This is a genomic window from Exiguobacterium sp. SH5S13 (genome assembly GCF_004337085.1).
GTDB lineage: Bacteria > Bacillota > Bacilli > Exiguobacteriales > Exiguobacteriaceae > Exiguobacterium > Exiguobacterium aurantiacum_A.
On record NZ_SJUS01000007.1, the window covers coordinates 39,935 to 66,604 of the forward strand.

At 51.4% G+C, this 26,670-nt stretch carries 25 protein-coding genes; 23 read left to right on the forward strand and 2 right to left on the reverse strand.

All coding sequences use genetic code 11. From position 1 onward, the window contains the following. Positions 1-91: 91 nt before the first annotated feature. The 14 genes from EVJ30_RS05715 to coaE all read left to right on the forward strand — a co-directional run bounded on the left by EVJ30_RS05715 (position 92) and on the right by coaE (position 16,441). Entirely contained in the window at positions 92-592 is a 501-nt protein-coding gene (locus EVJ30_RS05715) for a FadR/GntR family transcriptional regulator (protein ID WP_236634011.1), read from the forward strand. Between the two features lie 14 nt (positions 593-606). After that, positions 607-1,461: an acetyl-CoA carboxylase, carboxyltransferase subunit beta gene (accD, locus tag EVJ30_RS05720; protein WP_071397830.1), complete on the forward strand. Its 855-nt coding sequence runs from the start codon at positions 607-609 to the stop codon at positions 1,459-1,461. Beyond that, entirely contained in the window at positions 1,454-2,389 is a 936-nt protein-coding gene (accA, locus tag EVJ30_RS05725) for an acetyl-CoA carboxylase carboxyl transferase subunit alpha (protein WP_131456066.1), read from the forward strand. The genes accD and accA overlap by 8 nt, the downstream gene beginning before the upstream one ends. 160 nt (positions 2,390-2,549) lie before the next feature. Continuing rightward, positions 2,550-3,518, forward strand: a complete 969-nt coding sequence (gene pfkA, locus EVJ30_RS05730; RefSeq protein WP_131456068.1) for a 6-phosphofructokinase — start codon at positions 2,550-2,552, stop codon at positions 3,516-3,518. A gap of 95 nt (positions 3,519-3,613) precedes the next feature. Further along, a complete protein-coding gene (gene pyk, locus EVJ30_RS05735; protein ID WP_131456070.1) occupies positions 3,614-5,356 on the forward strand; it encodes a pyruvate kinase in 1,743 nt (580 codons plus the stop codon). A gap of 68 nt (positions 5,357-5,424) precedes the next feature. Continuing rightward, a complete protein-coding gene (locus EVJ30_RS05740) occupies positions 5,425-5,889 on the forward strand; it encodes a DUF441 domain-containing protein (RefSeq protein ID WP_131440022.1) in 465 nt (154 codons plus the stop codon). A gap of 184 nt (positions 5,890-6,073) precedes the next feature. Further along, a complete protein-coding gene (citZ, locus tag EVJ30_RS05745; protein ID WP_131456072.1) occupies positions 6,074-7,186 on the forward strand; it encodes a citrate synthase in 1,113 nt (370 codons plus the stop codon). Positions 7,187-7,300: 114 nt separating this feature from the next. Continuing rightward, positions 7,301-8,572 carry an NADP-dependent isocitrate dehydrogenase gene (icd, locus tag EVJ30_RS05750; RefSeq protein ID WP_131468350.1) on the forward strand — a complete coding sequence of 424 codons (1,272 nt, stop codon included), beginning with the start codon at positions 7,301-7,303 and terminating at the stop codon, positions 8,570-8,572. 39 nt (positions 8,573-8,611) lie between these two features. Next, positions 8,612-9,547 carry a malate dehydrogenase gene (mdh, locus tag EVJ30_RS05755; protein ID WP_070326939.1) on the forward strand — a complete coding sequence of 312 codons (936 nt, stop codon included), beginning with the start codon at positions 8,612-8,614 and terminating at the stop codon, positions 9,545-9,547. A gap of 196 nt (positions 9,548-9,743) precedes the next feature. Further along, positions 9,744-10,448 carry a response regulator transcription factor gene (locus tag EVJ30_RS05760; protein ID WP_131468352.1) on the forward strand — a complete coding sequence of 235 codons (705 nt, stop codon included), beginning with the start codon at positions 9,744-9,746 and terminating at the stop codon, positions 10,446-10,448. Beyond that, positions 10,445-12,172 carry a two-component system histidine kinase PnpS gene (gene pnpS / locus EVJ30_RS05765; protein ID WP_131457957.1) on the forward strand — a complete coding sequence of 576 codons (1,728 nt, stop codon included), beginning with the start codon at positions 10,445-10,447 and terminating at the stop codon, positions 12,170-12,172. Before EVJ30_RS05760 ends, pnpS begins: the two co-directional genes overlap by 4 nt. A 208-nt stretch (positions 12,173-12,380) precedes the next feature. Next, positions 12,381-14,978: a DNA polymerase I gene (gene polA, locus EVJ30_RS05770; RefSeq protein WP_131468354.1), complete on the forward strand. Its 2,598-nt coding sequence runs from the start codon at positions 12,381-12,383 to the stop codon at positions 14,976-14,978. Between the two features lie 20 nt (positions 14,979-14,998). Next, on the forward strand, positions 14,999-15,823 hold the full coding sequence (gene mutM, locus EVJ30_RS05775; RefSeq protein ID WP_131468356.1) for a DNA-formamidopyrimidine glycosylase: 825 nt from the start codon (positions 14,999-15,001) through the stop codon (positions 15,821-15,823). Between the two features lie 12 nt (positions 15,824-15,835). Next, a complete protein-coding gene (gene coaE, locus EVJ30_RS05780) occupies positions 15,836-16,441 on the forward strand; it encodes a dephospho-CoA kinase (RefSeq protein WP_131457960.1) in 606 nt (201 codons plus the stop codon). A gap of 16 nt (positions 16,442-16,457) precedes the next feature. Here the strand turns inward: coaE and EVJ30_RS05785 are convergent, their stop codons facing one another. After that, positions 16,458-16,940 (reverse strand): site-2 protease family protein, encoded by a 483-nt coding sequence (locus EVJ30_RS05785; protein ID WP_131457961.1) that lies wholly within the window; start codon positions 16,938-16,940, stop codon positions 16,458-16,460. Between the two features lie 155 nt (positions 16,941-17,095). On the opposite strand from EVJ30_RS05785, the gene EVJ30_RS05790 reads away from it, so the two are divergent. The 8 genes from EVJ30_RS05790 to EVJ30_RS05825 all read left to right on the forward strand — a co-directional run bounded on the left by EVJ30_RS05790 (position 17,096) and on the right by EVJ30_RS05825 (position 25,243). Beyond that, complete coding sequence (locus EVJ30_RS05790; protein WP_131457962.1) at positions 17,096-18,127, forward strand: glyceraldehyde-3-phosphate dehydrogenase; 1,032 nt, start codon at positions 17,096-17,098, stop codon at positions 18,125-18,127. A gap of 231 nt (positions 18,128-18,358) precedes the next feature. After that, positions 18,359-18,745, forward strand: coding sequence for an adenosylmethionine decarboxylase (speD, locus tag EVJ30_RS05795; protein ID WP_114167243.1), 387 nt, complete (start codon positions 18,359-18,361; stop codon positions 18,743-18,745). A 111-nt stretch (positions 18,746-18,856) separates the two neighbouring features. Further along, the gene (locus tag EVJ30_RS05800; protein WP_131457964.1) at positions 18,857-19,228 is read left to right on the forward strand and encodes a hypothetical protein; all 372 of its coding nucleotides are present in this window, start codon (positions 18,857-18,859) and stop codon (positions 19,226-19,228) included. Between the two features lie 12 nt (positions 19,229-19,240). After that, complete coding sequence (gene nrdR / locus EVJ30_RS05805) at positions 19,241-19,708, forward strand: transcriptional regulator NrdR (RefSeq protein ID WP_131457965.1); 468 nt, start codon at positions 19,241-19,243, stop codon at positions 19,706-19,708. A gap of 42 nt (positions 19,709-19,750) precedes the next feature. After that, entirely contained in the window at positions 19,751-21,100 is a 1,350-nt protein-coding gene (locus EVJ30_RS05810) for a DnaD domain protein (protein ID WP_131468358.1), read from the forward strand. A gap of 5 nt (positions 21,101-21,105) precedes the next feature. Beyond that, positions 21,106-22,020: a primosomal protein DnaI gene (gene dnaI / locus EVJ30_RS05815; protein ID WP_070326949.1), complete on the forward strand. Its 915-nt coding sequence runs from the start codon at positions 21,106-21,108 to the stop codon at positions 22,018-22,020. Positions 22,021-22,329: 309 nt separating this feature from the next. Next, entirely contained in the window at positions 22,330-24,267 is a 1,938-nt protein-coding gene (gene thrS, locus EVJ30_RS05820) for a threonine--tRNA ligase (protein WP_131457967.1), read from the forward strand. Positions 24,268-24,379: 112 nt separating this feature from the next. Continuing rightward, on the forward strand, positions 24,380-25,243 hold the full coding sequence (locus EVJ30_RS05825) for a DUF1002 domain-containing protein (protein WP_131457999.1): 864 nt from the start codon (positions 24,380-24,382) through the stop codon (positions 25,241-25,243). A gap of 329 nt (positions 25,244-25,572) precedes the next feature. Here the strand turns inward: EVJ30_RS05825 and EVJ30_RS05830 are convergent, their stop codons facing one another. Next, entirely contained in the window at positions 25,573-25,782 is a 210-nt protein-coding gene (locus EVJ30_RS05830) for a hypothetical protein (RefSeq protein ID WP_131457968.1), read from the reverse strand. A 348-nt stretch (positions 25,783-26,130) separates the two neighbouring features. On the opposite strand from EVJ30_RS05830, the gene infC reads away from it, so the two are divergent. After that, complete coding sequence (gene infC, locus EVJ30_RS05835) at positions 26,131-26,661, forward strand: translation initiation factor IF-3 (protein ID WP_131457969.1); 531 nt, start codon at positions 26,131-26,133, stop codon at positions 26,659-26,661. The last annotated feature ends 9 nt before the right edge of the window (positions 26,662-26,670 follow it).

A 26,670-nucleotide genomic window follows, 5' to 3' on the forward strand; every position in this document is an offset into this window, starting at 1 on the left:
AAAGAAAATGCCATCCGAAAAGGAGTTGAACGGTCAGATGCATGGAAAATACGCATCCTCATTTCACGAAAACATTTCTAAAATTAGATCGTTGATCGTTCAGGCATCGCTCGCGCCGGGCGACCGTCTTCCATCCGAACGTGAACTTGCCGAGACGCTTTCAATCAGCCGCGCTTCGGTCCGAGAGGCGCTTCGGGCCCTCAGCTTTCTTGGGATCGTGGAGACGCGTCACGGGGGCGGGACGTTTTTGTGCGAGCAAGATCGGCACCGCTACATCGAGATCTTGTCTGAGTTTATCGTCACGAAACAGACGAAAGCGTCCGACATCGTCGACGTGTTGCGGTTGCTTGAGCGCCTGGCGTTCTCTGAAGTCGAGCCGACACCGGAGCGGGTCAAGCTGCTCGAAGTGAACTTAGCGAATGACCGCGAGTTCCGACAACAGCTGATTCTAGGCCTAGGCAATGAGCTCTTCATTCGAATTTGGAGTGAAGTGAACCGATTTTATGACGGGACGGACGCAGGTGAACTGTATACGATCGAAGAACGAACACAATTATTGGAGATGTGGCGCAAGGTGAGGATGCCGGAATGAACGAGGGGGAAGCGATGACTGCTTTTTTCAAGAAACCAAAACGATACATGCCGTTGCGTCAACGAGAACCGAAAATTGACGCACCACAAGGATTGATGACGAAATGTCCATCCTGTAAATATATGCATTATACGAAACAATTGAACGAACACCATAAAGTGTGCGATTGTGGCTACCATTTCCCGCTCAGTGCAGATGAGCGGATTCGATTGCTCACTGATGAGAACTCATTCGTGAAATTTGCTGGACCGCGCGTGAAAGAAAATCCGCTCGATTTTCCAGATTATGAAGAAAAATTAAAAAAAGACAGGGAACGAACTGGGATTGAAGAGGCGATTGTCTGCGGCCGCGGAATGATCTCTGGCCGTCACGCCGTCATCTGTGTCATGGACGCGCGCTTCCGGATGGGGTCGATGGGGGCTTATGTCGGGGAAGCAATCGCTTCAGCCGTTCGGACTGCGACCGCGGAACGGTTACCTGTCGTGTTGTTCACCGCTTCAGGCGGTGCGCGCATGCAAGAAGGGATGGTCAGCCTCATGCAGATGGCGAATACGTCCATCGCGCTCAAGCAACATGACGAGGCCGGATTGCTGTATATCGCCTACTTGACCCATCCGACGACAGGGGGCGTCTCGGCTAGTTTTGCCATGCTCGGTGACTTGAACGTCGCCGAACCGGGTGCGTTGATCGGCTTCGCCGGACGGCGAATCATTGAACAGACGATTCGTGAAAAATTACCAGACAACTTCCAAACTGCTGAGTTCTTGCTAGAGGCTGGTCAACTCGATGCCGTCGTTCATCGTGAACAGATGCGTTCGTTCTTAAAGAACATCATCGATTTACATGACGGGGGGGCACACCATGTTTGACTCAACGAAAGAATTGAACGAACAACTCGTAAAGTTGCGCGAGATGGCGGAAACGAAAGGGATCGACCTATCCCGGGAGATCCGCCATCTCGAGACGAAGCTCCACCGATTAGAAAAAGACAATTATGGGAATATGAAACCGTGGGATCGCGTGCAATTGGCACGGAACCCGAAACGGCCGACGACGCTCGACTATATCGATCAGCTGTTCCCGGATTTTATTGAACTGCATGGCGACCGCCACGGATATGATGATGCGGCGATCGTCGCGGGGATTGCCACGCTCGACGGTGTCCCGGTGACAATCATCGGCCATCAACGCGGCCGCAATACGAAAGAGAACATGTTGCGAAACTTTGGCATGCCTCATCCGGAAGGGTATCGCAAAGCGTTACGGTTCATGAAGCAGGCCGAGAAATTCAACCGGCCGGTCATCACGTTCATTGACACGAAAGGTGCTTACCCGGGTAAGGCGGCCGAAGAACGCGGACAAAGTGAGGCGATCGCACGCAACTTGTTTGAGATGGCGACGTTAAAAGTCCCGATTGTTTCTGTCGTCATCGGCGAGGGCGGTTCTGGAGGAGCGCTCGGCATCGGTGTATGCGACCGGCTGCTCATGCTCGAGAACAGCACGTACTCGGTCATCTCGCCAGAAGGTGCGGCAGCACTGCTTTGGAAAGATGCGAAGCTGGCGGAACGGGCCGCTGAAACGATGAAGATTACAGCACAAGATTTGCTCGATTTAGGGATTGTCGATGAGATTGTGACGGAAGTGTTTGGTGGAGCTCACATCGATGTGTCACTACAGTCTTCGCTCTTGAAGCCTGTATTAATACAACACGTCAGTGAGTTGGTGAAACGCTCGCGTGATGAGTTGCTGCAAGGGCGCGCTGCCAAATATCATCAAATTGGCACATTTGGTTCGTGAAAACGGTAACAACCGCTTGAGGCTCACGTTAAACGACTCACGAAATGACTGCTTCCGACGGTACCCCATGCATTTTTTTCACATACTTGTGTTGTAAAACAAAGGTCAGACATGGTATTTTTATTTCAGATTTCGTTAAAACACATAAGAGGTGAGTGACGTGAATTTAAGACGAATTGCGGTATTGACAAGTGGGGGAGACGCCCCCGGAATGAACGCTGCAGTCCGTGCAGTGACCCGAAAAGCAATTTTTGAAGGTCTAGAAGTGTACGGCGTGTATAACGGCTATCAAGGTTTGATTGAAGGCGATCTCGTTGAATTGAACCTAGGTTCAGTCGGCGATATCATTCAACGCGGAGGAACGTTCTTACGTTCTGCCCGTTGCCCAGAGTTTAGAACTGAAGAAGGCCGGGCTAAAGCGGTCAAACAGTTGAAGAAATACAACATCGATGCGCTCGTTGTCGTAGGCGGAGACGGTTCTTACCGTGGAGCTCAGAAGTTGACGGATCTCGGTTTCCCGACAATCGGACTACCTGGTACGATCGACAACGATATTCCGGGAACGGACACGACGATCGGATTTGACACAGCGCTCAACACGGCGCTCGATGCGATCGACAAGATTCGTGACACGGCTTCTTCACATGAACGTACGTATGTCATTGAAGTGATGGGTCGCGACGCGGGTGACATCGCTCTTTACGCCGGTCTTGCCGGTGGAGCGGAGTCGATCCTCGTCCCAGAACGTCCTGAAGACTTGAGTGCGATTGTGGAGCGGATCAACCATGGTGTTGCCCGCGGCAAGAAACACTCGATTGTCGTCGTTGCTGAAGGAGCTGGCAGTGCCGAAGAGATTGGTAAGCTCATTGCTGAGCAGACAAACTCGGAAACACGTGTCACGATCCTTGGACATATCCAACGTGGTGGTTCACCAACTGCCGCCGACCGCGTGCTTGCTAGCCGGATGGGCGCTTACGCCGTTGAAATCCTGTTAGAAGGCAAAGCTGGACGGGTCGTTGGAATCCGTGGCGGTAAAATGATGGACCTCGATATCGACGAGGCGCTCGACCATAACAAGCATACGCTTGACATGAAGTTGATCGACCTGTCGAACCAACTTTCGATTTAACGAGTGACAGTGAACTCCACAGAGACGGGATCAGGTCAATCGACCCCCCGTTTTCTGTGTGTAAATGTAATACATCCCCTAGGAGGTTTTTATTTATGCGTAGAACGAAAATTGTATGTACGATCGGACCAGCTTCAGAGAAGCTTCTCCCAGAAATGATTGAAGCTGGAATGAACGTGGCTCGCCTTAACTTCTCACACGGTGACTACGAAGAGCACGGAGCACGTATCCGCGACATCCGTGAAGCATCACGCGTCGCAGGCAAAATCGTGACAGTCCTTCTCGATACGAAAGGTCCTGAAATTCGGACGCATACGTTCGCAGACGGAAAGGCACTCCTTGAAAAAGGGAAAGAAGTGACAATCGTCTCAACAGAAGAAATCGTCGGAACGAAAGACCGTTTCTCGGTCACGTACGAAGGATTGTTCGATGACGTCGAAGTCGGTTCTAGCATCATGCTCGATGACGGACTCATCGGTCTCCGTGTCGTCGAAAAACTTCCGAACCGCGATCTTCGTTGCATCATTGAAAACGAAGGCGTCATCAAGACGAAGAAAGGTGTCAACTTGCCGAACGTCAAGGTTAACCTTCCTGCCTTAACAGACAAAGATATCGCGGACATCGAGTTCGGTATCTCGCAAGATATCGACGTGATCGCGGCTTCATTCGTACGTCGTGCGTCTGACGTCGTCGCCATTCGTCAACTTCTCGAGAAGCACGATGCGTCGCACATCAAGATTTACCCGAAAATTGAAAACCAAGAAGGTGTCGATAACATCGACGAGATCTTGTCTATCTCTGACGGTTTGATGGTTGCGCGTGGTGACCTCGGTATCGAGATCCCGACTGAAGAAGTCACACCGGTACAAAAAGAATTGATCAAGAAGTGTAACGACCTCGGTAAGCCGGTCATCACAGCGACACAAATGCTTGACTCGATGCAACGCAACCCGCGCCCGACACGTGCGGAAGCGTCTGACGTTGCCAACGCCATCCTCGATGGTACGGATGCGGTCATGCTCTCAGGTGAGACGGCTGCAGGGGACTACCCAATCGAGTCAGTTCAAATGCAAGCAGCGATCGCTGTTCGTACAGAGCGTATGCTTGACTACAAAAACTTGCTCAAAGATCGTCAAAAACGCAGTGAGCATACGGTAACGGATGCGATCTCACAAGCGGTTGCCCATACGGCAATCAACTTGAACGCGAAAGCGATCTTGACGCCAACACAATCAGGTTACACGGCTGCCCGTACAGCGAAATATCGTCCGGAAGCAAACATTATCGCGGTGACTGAATCAGAGCGCGTCGCTCGTCAGTTGAACCTCGTTTGGGGCGTATACCCGATCGTTGCTGCTACAATGCCGAACAACACGGATGAGATGTTGGTTCAAGCATCTGAAGCAGCTCGTCACGCTGGACTCGTCACAGACGGCGACCTCGTCGTCATCTCAGCAGGTATTCCGGCAGCGACTTCTGGTACGACGAACATGATGAAAATTCACATCGTCGGACACGCTCTTGCAAACGGACGCGGCATCGGTGAGCGCGGCCTCGTCGGAGAAGTCGTCGTTGCGAACAATGCGGACGAAGCGAACGCGAAAGCAAAAGACGGCATGATCCTCGTCGCACCGTTCACTGATAAAGAAATGATGCCAGCGATCGAAAAAGCAGCCGGCATCATCACGGAAGACGGCGGATTGACGAGCCATGCCGGCATCGTCGGACCATCGCTCCGTAAACCGGTTATCGTCGGTGTTGAATCTGCAACGTCTACGTTCCGTGACGGACAGATGATCTCGATCGACCCGCTTACTGGAAAAATTTATAACGCGTAATCGAATGACAATCGAACCGACCTTCTCATGAGGTCGGTTCTTTTTCCATTCAGAAAGAGGGATGAACCATGGGTGCTTATTTATTTCTGCTATTACTCGTCTTGATCGGGGTGATTGCTCATAATCAGTCCATCATTATCGCAAGCAGCGTACTCTTAATCATTAAAGCGATCGGCTTCGGAGACCAGTTGTTCCCGACGCTCGCCGCAAAAGGGATTCATTGGGGTGTGACGATCATCACGATCGCCGTCCTCGTCCCAATCGCGACCGGAGACATAGGTTTTAGAGAATTGTGGAATAGTATTAAAGGACCGGTCGGCATCATTGCCTTTTCGTCCGGTATCTTTGTTGCCCTCGCCGCCGCCCAGGGCGTGCAATTGATGCGTGTCGATCCGGTCGTGACGACGGCCTTGCTCGCCGGCACCATTCTCGCGGTCGGATTCATGAAAGGCGTTCCGGTCGGACCACTGATTGGTGCCGGGATTGCCGCGCTCATTTTAGGGGGATATAACCTTATCGAGAAGTGGGTTTGACATTTTTTTACGTCTGGATACGCTTACATTTCTTTTTTTCAGTAAATTGTTTATACTAGACGGAGGACAGGGTGGCGCGAACTCGATACGTGCTGGGGAGATTTATCGAACCCCCACCCTTATTCCCTGCAAACAGACTGTATGATGCGGTCGACTACTTTCAAAGACTGAGGGGGAGTTATGAATGTCAACAACTAAAGGGTTAGAAGGAATTGTGGCGGCAGCCTCAAAAGTCAGTTCGATCATTGACGGACAATTGACTTATGGAGGATACACAATCGATGACTTGGCAGACCATGCCACGTTCGAAGAAGTCGTCTTTCTATTATGGAACGACCGCCTTCCGAAGGCAGATGAATTAACGAAACTCTCAGAAGCGCTCGTTCAAGAAGCGAAGTTGCCAGAAGACGTCATCGCGACACTCGAGCGGGCACCAAAGTCTGCGAACGCGATGGCCACGATTCGCACGGCACTATCTCAACTCGCGTTGTACGATGAAGAGGCTGAGGATATGAGTGAAGAGGCAAACATGCGTAAAGCGATTCGGCTTCAAGCACAAATCGCGACGATCGTGACTGCTTTCGCGCGATTACGTAAAGGCGAACAGCCGATTGCACCGAAGCAAGGCTTGTCGTATGCAGCCAATTTCTTATACATGTTGAACGGAGAAGAGCCGAATGAAGTCGCCGAGACTTCAATCGACAAGGCGCTCATTCTTCACGCCGATCATGAGTTGAACGCTTCGACGTTCACGGCCCGTGTCTGCGTAGCGACGCTCTCAGATATGTATTCTGGTGTGACGGCAGCGATGGGCGCACTCAAAGGTCCACTTCACGGTGGCGCCAACGAGGCGGTCATGAAGATGCTTCACGAAATCGGTTCGGTCGACAAAGTCGAAGACTACGTGCGCGGCAAGTTCGAACGCCGTGAGAAGATCATGGGCTTCGGTCACCGTGTTTATAAGGACGGCGATCCGCGTGCGAAACACTTGAAAGAGATGAGTCGCCAACTGACGGCTCAAATCAACGAGCCACATTGGTACGAGATGTCTGAGAAGATCGATCACCTCGTCGAGACTGAAAAAGGGCTCAAACCGAACGTCGACTTCTACTCGGCTTCGACGTACTATGCGCTCGGTCTTGACGAAGAGCTATTCACGCCGATCTTCGCGGTCTCGCGGATGTCAGGCTGGATCGCACACATCCTCGAGCAATACGCCGACAACCGTCTCATTCGTCCGCGTGCCGAGTACGTAGGCGAAACGAACCGTTCATACGTACCGGTAAACGAGCGTTAATTGACGCATCGTTCGAAGATTACGTCACAATTTAGACATAAACTTTGGTAAACTAACAGATAACGTAGGTCGGCGCTCGCGTCGGCCTACATAAATGTACTTAGGGGGATTCATATGTCAACACAAGGTCAAAAGATTACAGTAGAAAACGGTGCACTCAACGTACCAAACGTACCAACGATTCCATTCATCATCGGAGATGGAACAGGCCCAGACATCTGGAACGCTGCAGTTCGCGTCTTTGATGCAGCTGTCGAGAAAGCATACGGCGGCGAGAAGAAGATCGAATGGAAAGAAGTGTTCGCTGGCGAGAAGGCGTTCAACCAAACGGGTGAGTGGCTTCCTAACGAGACGCTCGAAGAAATCCGTGAATATTTGATTGCCATCAAAGGACCGCTCACGACACCGGTCGGCGGTGGAATCCGTTCACTCAACGTGGCGCTCCGTCAAGAACTCGACTTGTACACGTGCTTGCGTCCTGTCCGTTACTTCACTGGCGTCCCGTCACCGGTCAAACGTCCTGAAGACACAGACATGGTCATTTTCCGTGAGAACACAGAAGATATTTATGCAGGGATCGAATACGCTTCAGGCAGCGACGAAGTGAAGAAGTTGATCACGTTCTTGAAAGAAGAGATGAACGTCAACAAGATCCGTTTCCCAGAAACATCGGGTATCGGCATCAAGCCGATCTCGTCAGAAGGAACGAAACGTCTCGTTCGGGCATCGCTCGAATACGCGATTGCGAACAACCGTAAATCGCTCACGCTCGTCCATAAAGGAAACATCATGAAGTTCACAGAAGGCGCCTTCAAAAACTGGGGGTATGAACTCGCAGAAGAAGAGTACGGCGACAAAGTGTTCACATGGGCCCAGTACGACCGCATCAAAGAAGAGTCAGGCGAAGCTGCTGCGAACGAAGCGCAATCGAAAGCGGAAGCGGAAGGCAAGATCATCGTGAAAGATTCAATCGCTGATATCTTCCTCCAACAAATCTTGACTCGTCCGCGTGAGTTCGACGTCGTCGCGACGATGAACTTGAACGGTGACTACATCTCGGACGCGCTCGCTGCCCAAGTCGGCGGAATCGGGATCGCACCAGGGGCGAACATCAACTACGTGACAGGACATGCCATCTTCGAAGCGACACATGGTACGGCACCGAAGTATGCCGGTCTTGACAAAGTCAACCCGTCATCTGTCATCTTGTCAGGTGAGATGATGCTCCGTCACATGAACTGGAACGAAGCGGCTGACCTCATCGTTCGTTCGATGGAGAATACGATCGCATCGAAAGTCGTCACATACGACTTTGCCCGTCTCATGGATGGCGCGACAGAAGTGAAATGTTCAGAGTTTGCGGATGAACTGATCAAAAACATGTAAGTAGCACTCAGTTTGGACTAAACCAAGGGGGAGAGCACAATGATTCGTCGCAACAAGATTTCTGTTATCGGTAGCGGATTCACAGGGGCCACGACGGCACTATACTTGGCTCAAAAAGAGTTAGGAGACGTCGTCCTTCTCGACATGCCAGAGTTTGAGAACCCGACGAAAGGAAAAGCGCTCGATATGCAAGAAACGGCGCCGATTCAAGGATTTGATTCGTTGATCACCGGGACGTCGGATTACGCCGACACGGCTGATTCGGACATCGTCGTCATCACGGCCGGTATCGCCCGCAAGCCGGGCATGAGCCGGGACGACCTCGTCACGACGAACGCTAGCGTCATGCGGTCGGTCACGAAAGAGATTGTCAAGTATTCGCCTGATGCGATCTTGATCGTCTTAACGAACCCGGTCGATGCGATGACGTATACGGTGTTCAAAGAGTCGGGCTTCCCGAAAGAGCGCGTTATCGGCCAGTCCGGCGTGCTCGACACGGCGCGGTTCCGGACGTTCGTCGCTTCGGAGTTGAACGTCTCCGTGAAAGACGTGTCCGGGTTCGTCCTCGGCGGTCACGGCGACGACATGGTGCCGCTCATCCGCTATTCGTACGCAGGAGGCATCCCGCTCGAGAAGTTGTTGCCGAGTGAACGCATCGACGCGATCGTCGCGAGAACGCGTAAAGGCGGCGGTGAGATCGTCCAACTCCTTGGCAACGGTTCGGCATACTACGCGCCGGCCGCGGCCATCGTCGAGATGGTGGAAGCGATTTTAAAAGATCAACGCCGCATTCTACCGGCCATCACGTATCTTGATGGAGAGTATGGCTTCCGTGACCTCTATCTTGGCGTGCCGACGGTTCTCGGTGCGAACGGGATCGAGCGTGTGCTCGAACTTGACCTGACGGATGAAGAACAAGCCGCGCTCAAGCGCTCGGCTGACTCGGTCCGCTCCGTCTTGAACGTCCTAACTTGAAAAAAAGTCTAGTCTGCGTCGCAGGCTAGACTTTTTTTGTTGGATTCGTTTTTCTTTCAAGCGTGCTAAACTGGAGATAGACAGTGGATTTGTTTTGTTTTTGTAAAGAATTGCTTTGAAGTTGGTCGCGAGTGGGATTGATTTGTAAAATAGGTAGTGTAAACGACTGAACCGATAGATTCGAGGAGGAACTAGTGTGGCCGATAAAGTAATTGTTGTCGATGACGAAGTATCGATTGCGACGTTATTAAAATTTAATTTAGAACAAGCCGGATTTGAGGTCGAGACGGCCCATGATGGAAAAGCGGGGCTTGAATTAGCCGAGAAACAAGACGCGGTGTTGATCATCCTCGACTTGATGTTGCCGGAGATGGACGGACTTGAAGTATGTAAACGGCTGCGCCAACAAAAAGTGAACACGCCGATCTTAATGTTGACGGCGAAAGACGACGAGTTCGATAAAGTGCTCGGTCTCGAACTTGGTGCTGACGACTATTTAACGAAACCGTTCAGCCCGCGCGAAGTCGTGGCCCGGGTCAAAGCGATTTTGCGCCGGTCAGGTCCACAGGAAACGACGACGCTCGACGCCGACGTCATCGAGATCGGAGACGTCAAAATCATCGCTTCGAACTATGAGGTTTTCAAAAAAGGCGAACGGCTCGAATTGACGCCGAAAGAGTTTGAACTGCTGGCTTATCTCGCCAAAAACAAAGGCCGTGTGTTGACGCGTGATCAACTGCTGTCAGCCATTTGGAACTATGATTTTGTCGGTGATACGCGCATCGTCGACGTCCATATTAGTCATTTGCGTGAGAAAATTGAGCCAGTAACGAAGAAACCGACGTACATCAAGACGATCCGAGGTCTCGGTTATAAGATGGAAGAACCGATGCCCGAATGAAGACGTATCGCTCGCGTTTCTTGCCGACACTCATCCTGCTCGTGACGGGCGTGTTGCTGACACTCGGGATCGTGCTCGGTCAACTGTTCAAAGATTTCTATTTGGACTCGGAGCGCGACCGGTTGAAAGAAGACGCTCAACTCGCCGCCTTGTATTTGGACGGGGGTGAACTTGAGCAGATTCGTGACTACGTTCGACAAATCGACGATGAGAGCAGTTTCGACATCTTGCTGTTGAACCGCCGGATGGAAGTGATTGCCGGCACGCCGTTCCGCGTCGGAACGTTCGAATACCGGATTGACGCCGACACGATTCCGGTTAACGGTGCGTTCGGCAACGCGACACGCGACGATTTGATCCAGTTCACGAAACCGATTGAACTATCGACTGGTGAAACGGTCTACCTTAGCTTCATCCGCTATATTTCTGATTTGGAAGGTGTCTACAACCGGATTTGGCTGACGGTCGCGCTCGCATTGTTCTTCTCATTTTTCCTGATTCTATTCGTCCTCCACAATTTGACGAACCAGTTCATCCGGCCAATCGATGAGGCGACGATCGTGTTACGCGAACTCGCCGACGGGAATTACCGGGCCCGTGTGTATGAACTGCGCAACGATGAAGAGACGGGAAGTCTGGCCGGGTCGATCAACGTCCTCGCCCGTAACTTAGAGACGATCTCGCTCGGGGAGTCGGTGCAGCGGGCAAGGCTCGAGTCACTGATCGAGTATATGGGAGCCGGTCTGTTGCTCGTCGATGAACGCGGTATCGTCACGCTCGTCAACCGGTCGTACCGGGATATGTTCCAATACGACGATTTGATGATCGGCCAGTTTTACCATGGCATTTTACCGAGTCCGGACGTCGAGACGTTGATCGAGGACGTCTATTTGACAGAAGAGCCGCACCGTCGCCAGCTATCAATTCGAATCGGGTTCAACCAAAAGACGTATATGGTGTCAGCTGCCCCGATCTTTAGCGATACCGGCATGCTGCGCGGGACGACGCTATTGTTTAACGACATCTCCGAACTGAAACGGCTTGAGAAAATGCGGAAAGATTTCGTCGCGAACGTGAGCCATGAATTGAAGACGCCGCTCACTTCGATCAGAGGCTTCAGTGAGACGTTACTCGACGGGGCGAAAGAAGTGCCCGAGTTGCGCGATCAATTTTTGGATATCATCCAAAAAGAAGCGACACGCATGCAAATGCTCGTCGAGGACTTACTCGAACTGTCGCGGCTCGAACAGGAAAATTTCCATTTGGAGTTCACACCTGTCCAACTCAATCAGCTCGTCGAAGAAGTGTGTCTCGTCTTAAGCCAGAAGGCGGAGCAAAAATCAATCCATCTTGAAGCGCGTCACGAAGGTAGCGTCGTCCTGCAAGCGGACTTGAACCGGATCAAGCAAGTCATCTTGAACCTCGTTGCGAACGCGATCAACTATTCGCCTGAAGGTAGCCGGGTCGAGATTACGGTCGAGAAGCGGGAGACGACAGCGCGCTTGAGCGTCAAAGACGACGGGATCGGTATCGCTCCAAAAGAAGTGAGCCGCATATTCGAACGGTTTTACCGGGTCGACAAGGCCCGGAGCCGGAATTCTGGAGGGACCGGCCTTGGCCTCGCCATCGTCAAGCACATCGTCGATCTTCATCATGCGACGATCCATGTCGACAGCGTCGAAGATGAAGGGACGACGTTCACAATCGAATTCCCGCTCGCTTAACAAGGAATTTATGTCGCGTTCACACGACCTTTACAAACAGATGCTACTCTATTGATGAGACCTCTTCATCATCTCGTATCCCGGCCGGTGCTCATCTCCACTCGGTCGAGAAGATTGACCCTTTTCTAGTAACTAGAAAAGGGTCTTTTTTTTCGAACGCATGTGCCCGTATGATATGATGGATACAGAAGAGAATGGAGGTTGGACGATGAATAAATTACTGCTTCTCGATGGAAACTCACTGACGTATCGTGCGTTTTTCGCGTTGCCTCCGATGACGGATGCATCGGGACGAAACACGAACGCGGTGTATGGATTCACGATGATGCTTTTAAAGTTGATGGAAGACGAGCAACCGACGCATTTCGCGGTCGCGTTTGATGCGTCGAAGAAGACGTTCCGCCACGATACATATGCGGACTATAAAGGCGGGCGGCAGAAAACACCAGGTGAGCTCCGCGAACAGTTCCCGATCGTTCGTGAACTGTGTGAGGCGTTCGGGATCAAAGTGCTCGAACTCGATCAATATGAGGCTGATGACATAATCGGGACGCTGTCGAAAAACGAGGCGTTCGAACAAGTCACGGTCGTCACGGGTGATAAAGATTTACTTCAACTGATTGATCAGCGGGTCACCGTCTACTTAACAAAACGTGGCATCACTGACGTCGAGACGATGGACGAGGCGGCGTTCCACGAACGTTACGAGGGCTTGGCACCTCGCCAAATGATCGATCTCAAAGGGCTGATGGGCGATAAATCCGATAACATACCGGGAATTCCGGGTGTCGGCGAGAAGACGGCGCTCAAGTTGCTGTCAAATTACGGCTCGGTCGAAGGGCTGTATGAACATACACATGAGTTAAAAGGGAAGCAAAAAGAAAAAGTCGAGGCGAACGAGCAGGAAGCCCGGATGTCAAAACAACTCGCGACGATCCATACGGACGTCCCGATCGACGTCGGTGTGGACGACTTAAGGTTCCACCCGTATGACGCAGCAAAAGTCAAACCGTTGTTCATGAGCCTTCAGTTCAAATCACTGATCGGCAAGCTGAACACCGATGCGACGACGGAAGAGGCGGCAGAAGCGCGAGACGTGACGCACGTCGGCATCGAACAGCAAGATTTGACAGAAGCCGTCCTGTTTCTCGAACAGCTGCGAGACGACTATTTCGAAGACGACATCATCGGTGTGGCAATCGCGTCGAAAGTCGGTGTGACCGTCGGGGATATGTCGTTGTTAGACGTACCGGACGTGAAGGCGTGGCTAGCGGACGAGACCCGGAAAACGATCTGTTTGGATGCCAAACAGACGATCATTCAATTGAAACGGAACGAATTGACACTTCGCGGCTACGAAGACTTGCTCGTCGCCGGTTATTTGCTCAACTTGTCGGGCGGAACGACGCTCGATTCGATCGCCGCGCACTTCGATTACGCGTTGCCTGAAGACGAGGCCGTCTACGGGAAAGGGGCGAAACTGCACGTGCCGGAACAAGCGGTGCTCGACCAACATCTCGGCGAGAAGGCGATGGCCATCTTCACGTTGTTCGCGAAAGTCATTCCGGAGATCGACCAAAACGAGCAGACGTCGCTTTATCAAGATTTAGAACGTCCGCTCGCCTCGGTGCTCGCGGAAATGGAGTGGGCCGGGATTCACGTCGACGTGGCGACGCTTCAAGCGATGGAAACCGACCTCAGGGACCGGCTCGATCAGCTCGAGACAGAAATTCACGCGTTGGCCGGCGAGTCGTTCAATATCAATTCGCCGAAACAGCTTGGCGTCATCTTGTTTGAGAAGTTGGCACTCCCACCCGTGAAGAAGACGAAAACCGGATACTCGACGGCAGCCGACGTGTTAGAGAAGCTAGCGCCGCTCCATCCGATCGTCGAACATATCATGCATTACCGTGAGCTCGGAAAACTGCAGTCGACGTACGTCGAAGGCTTGCAAAAAGTCATCAAAGCGGACGGGAAGATTCATACACGCTATACGCAGACGCTCACACAGACAGGGCGACTGTCATCGGTCAATCCGAACTTGCAAAACATCCCGATTCGACTCGAGGAAGGACGCCGAATCCGTAAGGCGTTTACGGCAAGTCAGCCGGGCTGGGTGCTGTATGCGGTCGACTACTCGCAGATCGAGCTCCGGATCATGGCGCATATGTCGCAAGACGCGAAGATGCTCGAGGCATTTTTGAATGACGAAGATATTCATACGTCGACGGCGGCGAACGTGTTCCGTGTCGCCAAAGAAGAAGTGACGTCGCTCATGCGGCGTCAAGCGAAGGCGGTCAACTTCGGGATCATCTATGGCATCAGTGATTATGGATTGTCGCAAAACCTCGGGATCAGCCGGAAAGAAGCGCAGACGTTCATCGACACGTACTTCGAGCAGTTCCCTGGCGTGAAGCGCTTCATGGATGCCGCCATCGAGCGGGCGCGGGAACATGGGTACGTCGAGACGATGCTCAAACGTCGCCGTAACATCCCGGACATCCATTCCCGCAACTTCAACTTGCGCGGCTTTGCCGAACGGACGGCCATCAACACGCCGATTCAAGGAACAGCGGCGGACATCATTAAAAAAGCGATGATCGACGTCGATACGGCGCTTCGAGCATCGGGCCTGCAATCGAAACTATTGCTTCAAGTCCACGATGAACTCATCTTTGAAGGACCGCTTGCTGAGACGTCCGCGCTTGAAAAACTTGTGAAACAAGCGATGGAACATACGATCACACTCGACGTCCCGCTTCGGGCGGACGGCTCGTTCGGTAAGACGTGGTTCGACACGAAATAAAGTAAAGGAAGGAAATCGATATGCCAGAATTACCAGAAGTAGAGACGGTCTGTCGCCGACTGCGACCGTTCGTCTCCGGAAAAACGATTCAAGACGTCGATGTACGCGACGCGAAAATCATTCGCGGACATGAGGCCGACGTGTGGGTACAACAGCTGATCGGCGAGACGATGGTCGACGTCGAGCGGCGCGGCAAGTTCATTTTATTTAAATTGACGAACGGCTACCTCGTCTCCCATTTACGGATGGAAGGGAAATTCTTTCCGCACAGCGAAGCCGTCGATCCGGTCAAGCATACGCACGTCGTCTTCACGTTCACCGACGGTACGAGCCTGCACTATAACGACGTCAGGAAGTTCGGCACGATGGAACTTCGGACGAACGACGAGTTGTTCGTGACGCCGCCGCTGTCGCTGCTCGCGCTCGAGCCGTTCGACCCTGAAGTGACGGCCGAAACGTTGCACGCCCGTCTGAAACGCATGAACGTGAGAGCAATCAAGACGGCGTTGCTCGATCAATCGATTTTTGTCGGTCTCGGCAATATTTATGTCGACGAGACGTTGTTCCGGGCACGGATTCATCCGACCCGGCCAGCAGCCTCGCTTTCACTCACTGAAGTTGAGACCGTCCGTCAAGAAGCGGTCGCCGTGTTATTAGAAGCGATCGAGCGGGGCGGAAGTACGATCCGCAGCTATACGAATCCGGACGGGGCGGCCGGAACGTTTCAAGAGACGCTCTACGTCTACGGACAGACCGGTGAACCGTGTCACAATTGCGGCCGGCCGATTGAAAAGATGAAACTAGGCGGACGGGGGACGCATTACTGTCCGCACTGCCAACAGTAAGAGGTGGACACAATGTTGAAAATTGGTTTGACAGGCGGCATCGCGACAGGGAAGTCGACGGTGTCCCGCCTATTCCGACAACAAGGGATCCCGATTATCGATGCCGACAAGATTGCCCGTACCGTCGTCGACCCTGAAGGTAAAGCTTACTCTGCTGTCCGAGAAGCGTTTCCGCGCTGTTTTGAAGGTGAGCAGTTGAACCGGCCGGCGCTCGGGCGAGAGATCTTCCATGATGAAGCGAAGCGGAAATTGTTGAATCAGCTCATGCATCCGGCGATCCGGGAAGAGATGCAGGAGCAGATGCAGATCTTTGCGGCAGCAGGGGAAGCTGTCGTCATCTTTGACATCCCGCTCTTGTTCGAAGGGACGATGCGTGACCTCGTCGATTATACGGTCGTCGTCTATTGCCGGGAAGAGATGCAGTTGATGCGTCTCATGGAGCGTAACGGCTTGACGAAAGAAGAAGCGCTCGCAAGGATCCACTCGCAAATGCCGATTGAAGAAAAGAAGCATCACGCTGACTTTTTAATCAACAACAACGGGGCGCTCGGGGACTTGTTGCCCCAAGTGACGCGTCTCGTCGAACAATTTCAAGACATGAAAAAAGAAGGCGACTGACGCCTTCTTTTTTTGTTCAGTTGAGCGGGTCTGAGTCCGGTCCCCCTTTTTTCCATGTGTCGAAAATGGCGCGCCCGTCGCTTGGATGTCCGTTCGAGTAATAGATCGGATAGAGCGAGAAGAACACATAGTAAAACGAGAAATAGGCGAACTGATACGTGTAGAGGGTCGGTTCAATCTCCCGTGTCAGGATAAACCCGTTCACAATCAAGATACTCGATAGATTGAAGATCGATCCGCCCGCGTAGACGATACTCCTCGTCAAGCGATTACTGTATTTCAAGTCTGAGAATTGGCACCAGGCGTCATAGAAGTAGACGCGGTTAAACTGCATGCGCCCGACCTTGAATAGTTTCTTCCCGGTCCCGATCTCCATATCTAGTGATCCCCCGAATAATTTCGCAAAAAAGAAATGACCGAATTGATGGATAATTGTCACAATCGGTAAGATGATAAAAAACGAGATGACAAATTGGTCTAAGTCTGTCCAATCAAACATATAACGTAGCTCCTTTCCAAAGCTCTACACCAAATTTCCCTCTTTTTCAAAAACGAAACTGTAAAAAAGTGATAAAAATGTGACGATACATAGTGAAAACGCTTCCATTTTTCCGTTATAATGGTGTCGTAACGCAGAAAAAAGGGGGAACTGGAATGGGGACGAAAGTTGCAATCAACGGGTTTGGACGAATCGGGAGAATGGTGTTTCGTAAATTGATGATTGAAGGGCGTCACGACGTCGTGGCGATCAATGCGAGTTATCCGGCGGAGACGCTTGCTCACTTAATCAAGCACGATACGGTCCATGGGCCGTTTGAGCTCACTGTTCGGGCGCATGGGGATATGCTCGTTGTCGACGGGAAACAGATTCGGTTAATCGCAGAGCGTGATCCGGAACGATTACCATGGAAAGAACTAGATGTCGAGATCGTCGTTGAGGCGACGGGGAAATTCAATTCGGACGTCGGGGCGCGCAAGCATTTGACGGCCGGGGCGCAGAAAGTCATTTTGACGGCGCCGGGAAAAGGCGACTTACGGACGATTGTGATGGGGGTCAATGATCGCGAGTATATGCCGGAGCAAGACCATATCATCTCAAACGCCTCTTGTACGACGAACTGCCTCGGACCTGTCGTCAAAGTGCTCGATTCGACGTTCGGCATCGAGACAGGACTTGTCACGACCGTACACGCCTACACGAACGACCAGAACAATATCGACAATCCACATAAAGATTTACGCCGGGCCCGGGCTTGTGGTGGCTCGATTATACCGACGTCGACCGGGGCAGCCAAGGCGATTGGCCTTGTGCTTCCCGAGCTGCGAGGCAAGTTGAACGGGATGGCGCTCCGCGTCCCGACGCCGAACGTCTCGCTCGTCGATCTCGTCGTCGAGCTGCGTCGTGATGTCACGGCCGCCGAGGTGAACGAAACGTTCGAACGGGCCGCTTACGGAGAAATGACCGGAATTCTCGGTGTCTCGAACGAACCGCTCGTCTCAATCGACTTTAATGGAGACGAGCGCTCCTCGATTATCGATGCGGATTCGACGATGGTGCTCGGCGGCAACCACGTCAAAGTGCTCGCTTGGTATGACAACGAATGGGGCTATTCGTGCCGCGTCGTCGATCTTTTGGATATGGTGGCGAGCTACCTTCAAATCGGCCAACAAGAAACGCACGCTTGAGAAAAATATATTTCGTCAAAAATATTTTGACGAATTCAAACAAATAGCTTGTATCGACGTCCTAAACGAGATACACTCAATCTCGTGAACTTCAATTGGTCTGACAAACGCAACTTAAAGGGTTAGGACCTCTTAGGACTAACTTGCCCCCGTGGTTGTGGGCGATTCAGGCACAAAGTGAGTGATCATCAACTACTTTGAGACCATTGATGTAAAGGGGGATCCACTAATATGGATACTATGGGACGTCACATTATTACAGAACTTTGGGAGTGCAATCCCGACAAATTGAACGATATCGACTACATCGAGCGCTTGTTCGTCGATGCAGCACTTCGCTCGGGCGCTGAAGTCCGCGAAGTCGCTTTCCACAAATTCGCGCCGCATGGTGTGAGTGGGGTCGTTATCATTTCAGAATCACATTTAACGATTCACAGTTTCCCAGAGCATGGTTACGCATCAGTCGATGTGTTCACATGTGGGGACCGGATCGATCCAGCGACAGCTTCACAATACATTGCTGAAGGCTTGGAAGCGAAAGTTCGCGAAGACGTCAAACTTGACCGCGGTATGGGACCGATTCGTGTTCCAGAAGCACAAGTGGCGATCAACAAATAATCCGATTGACCTTTTGGGGCTGGCCGATTTTCGGCCAGCCCTTTTAATTGTTTTGTTAAGTCGTTAATTTTGATATGCTTAACGTATATAAATTAGGTGCCGAGGTGGACAATGGGATTACTAGACAAGTTTCAAACACATATCCAAACGGATGATACGCATAAAAATGAGGCGTTGCGCACGCGCTATTTCGCGACGTCGCCGAACGCAGTCCTGACATGGTTAGATGAACGAATTAAAACGGAAGGGCAGACGGTGCGCCGAATCGACGCCGAGCGAGGCGAGCTCGCCTTTTACGGTGACGGTTGGGACGCGTTGGCCACAGTCGTTCAAGTGGACGGAGGGCGGACCGCCGTCGATTTCACGATGAATCGTGAACAAATGCTCGGTCCTGACCTGAAACAAGTTGTCGCTTCGTATTATGATGCTTTACAAAATAAGTTCCCACTCCGTGCCATCGGGAATCAATCTGTCGAACGATAAGGAGGGCTGAGCATGCGTTGTCCTAAATGTGATCATAACGGAACGAGGGTGCTCGACTCCCGACCAGTCCAAGATTATTATTCGATTCGACGCCGTCGCGAATGTGAAAAGTGCGGCTATCGCTTCACGACGTTTGAAACGGTTGAACAAACGCCGCTCATCATCGTCAAAAAAGACGGGAACCGCGAAGAGTTCAGTCGAGAGAAAGTTCTGCGCGGGATCATTCGCGCCTGTGAGAAACGACCGGTCACACTCGAGCAACTCGAAGGTGTGGTCACGAAAGTCGAACAACAGTTACGGGCGCTCGGCCAGTCCGAGATCCCGAGTGAACAAGTCGGCGAACTTGTCATGAACGAACTGGCCCGCGTCGACGAAGTGGCGTACGTCCGCTTCGCATCAGTCTATCGACAGTTTAAAGACATCTCTGTGTTCTTTAAAGAGTTAGAGGAATTAATGAAGCAAGAAAAATCGACCAACTAAAGGGGCGGCCTTCTGGTCGTCTTTTTTCAGGGGAGAAACGTTATGGAAAAAGAACGGATTCTTTACGGGACTGATGAGCTATTGATCATGAGCACTGGGCTCATTGATCGCGAGTCTTATCAGTCACTTTATCATTTATATCAACCCGTCATCGGCGTGAAGGCGCTCGCCTTGTATCAAACGCTTTGGAGTGAATTGAAGCCGGGCAAAATGAAGTCGAACTACATGTCACATAGCGCCTTGTGTGAAATGCTCGATTATTCGATTAACGAACTGTCGGACAGTCTATTCCGGCTCGAGGCAATCGGCCTCGTTCGGACGTACAAGACGAAAGACGCGCGACTCACCCAATACGTCTATCAACTGAGAGTCCCGCTTGCGCCCCACACGTTCCTAAACGATGGGCTGTTATCGAGTTTTCTCTTCTATAAAGTAGGAGAGGTCCGATTCAAGCAGTTGCAAGGACGGTTCACCATCGATCCGTTACCGGCAGGCATCGTCGAAGTGACGAAAGACTTTAACGAAGTGTTCGACGTCAAAGGGGTCAACCATATGGCGTTCACGCAAAAAAATTATGAGAAGCCGGACCGCGCCAAGATTGAGATCAACTATACGTTCGATATGGATATCGTCAAAAAACTGGCAAACTTCCCAATCGGCTTCTTCACGAAGAAGTTAGACGAGACGATCACAAAACTCGCGTACGTGTCGCAAATTGATGAAGAGACGATGGCCGAGATGCTAAAAGAGTATTTCGTTCACGAAGCATACTTACCGCTCAGCGAACAAGAGAAGCGTGATGGTTGCCGGCAGATGGTATTACAATTGAAGAAAAAACAGACGCGACATCGAAAAGTGAAGTCGGACGAGACGGAGCAGGCGGAGGTCGGCGATTTGCATGACACAACGGTCATGGAGGAAGCGCACCCGCATCAGTACGTATCGACGCTTCGGAAGACGCCACAACTCTCGAAAAGTGACGAACAGCTCATCATCGAGATGGTCGATACACTCGGTCTCGCACCAGGTGTGATCAACGCTCTGTTCTATTATTGTATCGAAGTGAAGAAACAGACGCGGCTCAGCGAGAATTACGTGATGCGCATCGCCACGAGTTGGAAGACGGCGGGCTATTTGCACGCGAGTGACGCATTAGAACGTGAAGCGACGCAAGACGCGTTGATTGAGAAGAAGCAACAAAAACGTGAGAACGTCCAGCGTACGACGGTCGGCTCGCGTCGGAAAGACAAGACCGAGTTGCCGAAATGGCTCGAAGACGATGCGAAAGAGCAACGGTCTTACGATCAGAAGCGAAAAGAGGCGCTCGAATCATCAGTGCCAGATGACGCGGAACTCGTCAAATTGTTGAATGAACTGAAAGAGAAAGGATGAGCGACATGGAACGGATCAATCAGACGCTCGCCCAGATGATGAATCGTAAAGAAGTGCGGGAAGCGTACGAGTCGATTCGCAGACGAACTCTCGAGCACCCTGGTGTCATTACATTTTTAAAGGCGCATCCAGAACTCGACGAGACGGCGATCGAAGTCGGATTTACGAAACTGAGCGAATATGCCGAGCAGATGGACGGGAAGAAACTTGTCGATGAACAAGCCGTCATCCCCGGGCATCAGCCGGTCCTTTATGTCGATCTCGGTCAAATTGCGATCCGCTATGAAGAGACGGTCGCTCACCGCCAGGCGAGACGTCAAAAAGAGATGGATCGAAAGTTCAAGAGCTTATTTTTACCGGAAGAAGTGCGGGAAGCGAGCTTTCAATCGTTTGATTATTCGGACGATGCCCGAAAAATCGCACTCCGTGAGGCGATGCGATTCGTCTCGGGGATGAAGACGCGTCAAAAAGTGAACGGTCTTTACTTGTACGGCAGTTTCGGGGTCGGGAAGACGTACTTGCTCGCCGCAATCGCCAACGAACTCAAAGTCGCCGACATCGAGACGATTTTAGTCCACGCTCCAGGATTCGTCTCGGAAGCGAAACGTAAAATTCGTACCGATTCGTTCGATTCATTTTTGACCTCGTTTCAGCACGTGCCGATTTTGTTGATTGATGATATCGGCGCCGAGGCGATCAGCCCGTGGGTACGAGACGAACTGTTCGGGATCATTTTACAGTACCGCATGATGCATCGTCTGCCGACGCTCTACAGCTCAAACTTCAGTAGCGAAGAGCTCGAGACGCACTTCTCGATTGACGGCTCGCCGCAAAACAAGATGAAAGCGCAGCGGCTCATGCAACGGATCTCGACGACAACGACACAGATCGAACTGAAAGGCGAAAATCGTCGCCGGTAAAGGATTGTATTTCTCGAACGAGTTGACTATACTAATAACCATATAACTGATGCATAGAAGAGGATACGAGACATCGTCACGGGTTTCAAAGCGAGGGAAGAATGGTGAGAGCTTCCTAAACACGCCGATCGACTTACTCCCTCGGAGCACCGCACGGGTCAATCGTGCGGCGATTCACACTCGTTATCGTGTGTTCGAGCCAAGCTTACAGCTTGGGAACGAGGGTGGTACCACGAGAATCAAAGCTCGTCCCTTTCATAGGGATGGGCTTTTTTTATTTTTTTTCAAATAGAGAGGGGAAGTAGACACATGATTCAATTGACATTTCCAGATGGGGCAGTCAAAGCGTTTGAAGCTGGTATCACAGCAGAAGAAGTAGCCGGTTCGATTAGCCCGGGACTTCGTAAGAAAGCCATCGCCGCAAAAATCGATGGCGAACTGATCGATTATCGTCGTCCGATCGAGCGCGACGGTCAAATCGAGCTCGTCATGCCGGACTCGGAGGCAGGCCTCGACTTGATGCGCCATTCATCTGCTCACTTGATGGCTCAAGCGATCAAGCGGTTGTACGGCGAAGAGGGGACGATTCATTTCGGCATCGGACCGACGATTGAGAACGGGTTCTATTACGATATCGAGATGGACCGTCGTATCAATGAAGAAGATTTGCCGGAAATCGAGAAGATGATGAAACGGATCGTCGACGAAAACCTCGACATCACACGTGAAGTCGTCACGCGCGACGAAGCGCTCGAGCGTTACAAACAGCTCGGCGACCCGCTCAAAGTCGAGTTGATCGAAGATATCCCGGCAAGTGAGACACTTACAATTTACCATCAAGGTGACTTTTTTGACCTTTGCCGGGGACCGCACGTCCCGTCGACGTCGAAATTGAAAGTCTTTAAATTGATGAGCGTCGCCGGTGCTTACTGGCGCGGAGATTCTGACAACAAGATGTTGCAACGGATTTACGGTACGGCGTGGGCGACGAAAGAACAGCTCGCCGAGCATTTGCGTCTGCTTGAAGAAGCGAAAGAACGCGACCATCGTAAACTCGGGAAAGAACTTGATTTGTTCTTCGTCTCGCAAGAAGTCGGCCAAGGCTTGCCGATGTGGCTCCCGAAAGGTGCCTCGATTCGTCGCACGGTCGAGCGTTACATCGTCGACAAAGAGCTCGAACTCGGCTATCAGCATGTCTATACGCCGGTGCTCGGTTCGGTCGATTTGTACAAGACGTCAGGTCACTGGGATCACTATCAAGACGACATGTTCCCGAAAATGGAGATGGATAACGAAGAGCTCGTCTTGCGCCCGATGAACTGTCCGCACCATATGACGATCTATAAGCATGAGCCGCGCTCATACCGTGAGTTGCCGCTCCGTATCGCCGAACTTGGCGGCATGCACCGCTATGAGATGTCAGGTGCTTTGACAGGTCTACAACGTGTCCGTTACATGGTATTGAACGATGGACACACGTTCGTGACACCGGAGCAGATGAAGCAAGAGTTTAAAGATATCGTTCACTTGATCCAAGAAGTGTATGCCGACTTCGGGATTAAAGATTATCGGTTCCGCCTGTCTTATCGCGACCCGGCCGATAAAGAGAAATACTTCGACAACGATGCGATCTGGGAATCGGCACAGCGTCAATTGAAAGAAACGATGGACGAACTCGGCCTTCCATACTTCGAAGCGGATGGCGAAGCGGCGTTTTACGGACCGAAACTCGATGTCCAAGTCCGGACAGCGCTCGGGAAAGAAGAGACGCTGTCGACAGTCCAACTCGACTTCTTGCTTCCAGAGCGTTTCGATTTGACGTATACAGGTCCTGACGGCAAAGATCATCGTCCAATCGTCCTCCACCGCGGTGTCGTGTCGACGATGGAACGGTTCGTCGCCTACTTGATCGAAGAGTACAAAGGTGCCTTCCCGACATGGCTCGCGCCAGTCCAAGTCAAATTGATCCCGGTGTCTCACGTCCATGATGCTTATGTGGCCGAAGTGAAAGCAAAACTGTTATCACGTGGTGTCCGTGTCGAGACAGACCTTCGGGATGAGAAGTTAGGCTATAAGATCCGTGAAGCACAGATGAAGAAGATTCCGATGACGCTCGTACTCGGTGATAAAGAACGTGATGAGCGTTCGGTCAACATCCGTCGCTACGGTCAACAAGAACAAGTGTCGGCAACGCTTGATGAGTTCTTGACGTCCCTCACTGAAGAAATCGCGAATCGTTCACGGTAAAGGCAGGCCATCCTTCAACGGAAGGGTGGTCTTCTTTTCGGTCCAGAGACGGATGCGCAATGTATGAAAGAACACGTATGGTAGAAGAAAGGAGTGATTCAGTTTGAATTATATGAAACCAATTATCGCGCTGACGATCGGGACGGTCGTCTCGACTAGCATGATTCCTAAAGTAAACGCCGAAGCGATCGTCGACGATACAATCGTCACCCTCGGGGAGACATTATCAGCAGAGCAGCGAGACTGGGTGCTCGAGCGTGTCGAAGCGCCGGCAGGAATCGAACCGATTATCACGACTGCAGCTGACGAAGAGAAGTATTTAGGTGACGCCGTACCCCAGGCACAACGTGGCGGCGGCATGTACTCATCGGCCCGCATCAAGCTGACTGAGGGGACAGGTCTTGATATTCAAACCGAGAACGTCACGTGGGTGACGGAAGATATGTATGCGAACGCGCTCGTCACGGCCGGGGTCACTGACGCTGATATTTACATCACGTCCCCGATCCGTGTGACCGGGACGTCTGCGTTGACAGGTATTATGAAGGCGTACGACCAGACGGCTGACGAGACCGGGATTCAACTGACCGAGGAACGTAAAAATCTCGCGCAAGAAGAACTTGCGGTCACGTCAGAAATCGGGAAGACGGTCGGTCAAGAAGATGTGGCCGGGCTGATGAATGAGATCAAAGCGGAAATCGCGAATCAAATGCCCGAGACGAATATTGAAATTCGTGATATCGTCATTCAAGTGTTGAATCAAAACAACGTTCAATTGTCAGATACGCAATTGAACCAGCTGACGACGTTGTTCGAGAACATGCAGCAAGCCAACTTGGATTGGACAGCGATCAGTGATGGGTTAAAAGGAACGGGCCAAGACGTGCAGGCGTTTCTAGAGACGAAAGAAGTGCAAGGTTTCTTTGCGCGGCTGTTTGAGTCGCTCAGTAATTTCTTCAAGTCGTTGACGAACTAAACGAAAAAGCAGAGCGAAGGCTCTCAGGCTGTTGACGAACCAGGTCGCTAAAAGCAATCTGGTTCGTCTTTTTTTATGTGCGAAGACTTCGAGGCGCTCTGCCCGACATAAAATTGAAGAAATGCTATGTAAACGGCCGCCAGATGGCGACCGTTTGCGTTGCTCGTCCGACGACGCCCCGACTCCCGCAGGAAAGCAATCCGACGGAGACCCAGCAGCGACGTGAGTCGCGATGCGGCTCCGGGATTGCCTGCGGAAAGCGTGGGCGCCGGAAGGACGAGCGATATCAATCATGTTAGTCAACAAGCTGAGAGCGAAGGCTCTGCTTTTTAATACCAACGTTTATGGATATAGTCCCGAGCAGACTCATGGTCATCGACGATCTTCAACGTGATGCGGTTCATCTCTTCAAGCAGATCGGTCAATACAGCTTCAAGTTTGGCGTCGTTCACTTCATGGTGACGCATCGTTTCTTGGACGATATGTTTGATTTGATCATGATAATCGTGATCTTGTTTCACGTCTTTTCTCCAGTTCATCCTCATCGCCTCCTTTTTTATTTTATTCCCTTTGAAAAGGTATTGCGAAACGACGGAATGACTGTTATTATCATAAAAGTGCGAGCTATCAATTATTCATGCGCGAATTCTTGACATCTTTTTCTGCTAGTGTTAAGATGACTTAGTGAGTAAATACAACAAAGCAGAAGCGCCCGCTTCTCACCTCGTCCGAATCGGTTCGGTCAGGTCCATCATGTACGTAATTCAGTTTCGGTGTCTTGCCGTTCTGAGTACGCAATGATGTGTGGGCGGGAAACTGCCGACGCTTTTTTTGTTACTATTACTATGTTGTCTTATTTAAAAATCTAAAACTCGTGCAATCGCACGATGGAGGTGCTAACCATTAGCAAAGAGCTCTTTATCAACGAAAACATTCGTGCCCGTGAACTTCGTCTTATTGGAGCGGACGGTGCACAACTCGGTGTACAATCGCGTAGTGAAGCATTACGCTTGGCGGAAGAAGCTGAACTTGACCTCGTCTTGGTCGCTGACAAAGCAAACCCACCGGTCGCTAAAATTATGGACTACGGTAAATACCGTTTCGAACTCCAGAAAAAAGAGAAAGAAGCGCGTAAAAACCAAAAAGTCATCCAATTGAAAGAAGTACGTCTCAGTCCTACAATCGAGGACAACGATTTCCAAACCAAATTGCGTAACGCTCGCAAGTTCCTTGAAAATGGAAACAAAGTGAAGGCGTCGATCCGTTTCCGCGGACGTGCCATCACACACTCGGAAATCGGCAGACGTGTTATGGAAAAATTGGCGGCGGAATGTGCCGACTTGGCAATAGTTGAACAAAAGCCGAAGATGGAAGGACGCAGCATGTTCTTAGTGCTGGCTCCGAAGAAAGAAGATTAATCATCGAGT